This window comes from Vibrio sp. ZF 223, assembly GCF_003050585.1.
In the GTDB taxonomy this organism is placed as follows: Bacteria; Pseudomonadota; Gammaproteobacteria; order Enterobacterales; family Vibrionaceae; genus Vibrio; species Vibrio crassostreae.
In genome coordinates, this window is sequence record NZ_PIGB01000026.1 from 1 (window position 1) to 2,391 (window position 2,391).

1 tRNA gene and 1 rRNA gene are annotated in these 2,391 nt (G+C 47.4%); both read right to left on the reverse strand.

Features of this window, described 5'->3' with window-relative positions:
- Nucleotides 1–334 precede the first annotated feature (334 nt).
- A tRNA-Ala gene (locus CWO13_RS23230) sits at nt 335–410 on the reverse strand.
- Nucleotides 411–486: 76 nt separating this feature from the next.
- Nucleotides 487–2,041, reverse strand: a 16S ribosomal RNA gene (locus CWO13_RS23235).
- Between the last annotated feature and the right edge of the window lie 350 nt (nt 2,042–2,391).

A 2,391-nucleotide genomic window follows, 5' to 3' on the forward strand; every position in this document is an offset into this window, starting at 1 on the left:
ACCCGAAAGGGTTTCTATTTGCTTTCACTTTAAAAAGTGAAGACAAATAAGCGTATGGCAACTAACCAAGGTTTTTGGTTGTCATTAAAAAGGGTTAATTCTCAATGACTGTTTGCCGGACTCAATTGTGAATCAAACTAAGTTTGATTCGAATACAAGACACTTGAATGTGTTTGTTGTGTTTACCATAAAGGTAAACATTGAGAACTTTTAAATTTGATTGAATTACTCGTAAGTAATTAATCAGTCAGCTTTCCAAATTGTTAAAGAGCTAGATTTTTCTAATTAAAGAAATAACCATTTTTAAAGATTCTTAAGGAAGAACACTTAAAGATGGTGGAGCTATGCGGGATCGAACCGCAGACCTCCTCGCTGCCAGCGAGGCGCTCTCCCAGCTGAGCTATAGCCCCATCTGGAAAAGTATTTCCTACTCTTAACTTATTAAACCATCAATCTGTGTGGACACTTATCGTGAGTATCTTCGTATAAGGAGGTGATCCAGCCCCAGGTTCCCCTAGGGCTACCTTGTTACGACTTCACCCCAGTCATGAACCACAAAGTGGTGAGCGTCCTCCCCGAAAGGTTAAACTACCCACTTCTTTTGCAGCCCACTCCCATGGTGTGACGGGCGGTGTGTACAAGGCCCGGGAACGTATTCACCGTAGCATTCTGATCTACGATTACTAGCGATTCCGACTTCATGGAGTCGAGTTGCAGACTCCAATCCGGACTACGACGCACTTTTTGGGATTCGCTCACTATCGCTAGCTTGCTGCCCTCTGTATGCGCCATTGTAGCACGTGTGTAGCCCTACTCGTAAGGGCCATGATGACTTGACGTCGTCCCCACCTTCCTCCGGTTTATCACCGGCAGTCTCCCTGGAGTTCCCGACATTACTCGCTGGCAAACAAGGATAAGGGTTGCGCTCGTTGCGGGACTTAACCCAACATTTCACAACACGAGCTGACGACAGCCATGCAGCACCTGTCTCAGAGCTCCCGAAGGCACACCTGCGTCTCCGCTGGCTTCTCTGGATGTCAAGAGTAGGTAAGGTTCTTCGCGTTGCATCGAATTAAACCACATGCTCCACCGCTTGTGCGGGCCCCCGTCAATTCATTTGAGTTTTAATCTTGCGACCGTACTCCCCAGGCGGTCTACTTAACGCGTTAGCTCCGAAAGCCACGGCTCAAGGCCACAACCTCCAAGTAGACATCGTTTACGGCGTGGACTACCAGGGTATCTAATCCTGTTTGCTCCCCACGCTTTCGCATCTGAGTGTCAGTATCTGTCCAGGGGGCCGCCTTCGCCACTGGTATTCCTTCAGATCTCTACGCATTTCACCGCTACACCTGAAATTCTACCCCCCTCTACAGTACTCTAGTTCACCAGTTTCAAATGCAGTTCCGAGGTTGAGCCCCGGGCTTTCACATCTGACTTAATGAACCACCTGCATGCGCTTTACGCCCAGTAATTCCGATTAACGCTCGCACCCTCCGTATTACCGCGGCTGCTGGCACGGAGTTAGCCGGTGCTTCTTCTGTTGCTAACGTCAAGAGATAGCGCTATTAACGCTACCCCCTTCCTCACAACTGAAAGTACTTTACAACCCGAAGGCCTTCTTCATACACGCGGCATGGCTGCATCAGGCTTTCGCCCATTGTGCAATATTCCCCACTGCTGCCTCCCGTAGGAGTCTGGACCGTGTCTCAGTTCCAGTGTGGCTGATCATCCTCTCAGACCAGCTAGGGATCGTCGCCTTGGTGAGCCATTACCTCACCAACTAGCTAATCCCACCTAGGCATATCTTGACGCGAGAGGCCCGAAGGTCCCCCTCTTTGGCCCGTAGGCATTATGCGGTATTAGCCATCGTTTCCAATGGTTATCCCCCACATCAAGGCAATTTCCTAGGCATTACTCACCCGTCCGCCGCTCGACGCCCATTAACGCACCCGAAGGATTGTTAGTGTCGTTTCCGCTCGACTTGCATGTGTTAGGCCTGCCGCCAGCGTTCAATCTGAGCCATGATCAAACTCTTCAATTTAAGATTTTGTCGGCTCAATGAATACGGAAAAAGGAACATGAACATGTAATTCTAAAGCTATTACCATTCCAACAGAATGATAATGAATTGACTGTGCCGAATAACTACAAGTAGTTAAACGTATTGGTCACTCAGTTCATTGAAATCAATTTTGTTACCGAAGTAACTGCTATTACCTAAGTAATAACGTTTTGATATTCATCAACGAGTGCCCACACAGATTGATAGGTTTAAATTGTTAAAGAGCTTTTCCTTTTTGAGCTTCGCTCAAATCGGACGGCCATTTTAGCGATTTAAGTTTTAGTGTCAACCACTATTTTCAAAAATTTTTTCAAGCGCTTAGCTTGGCT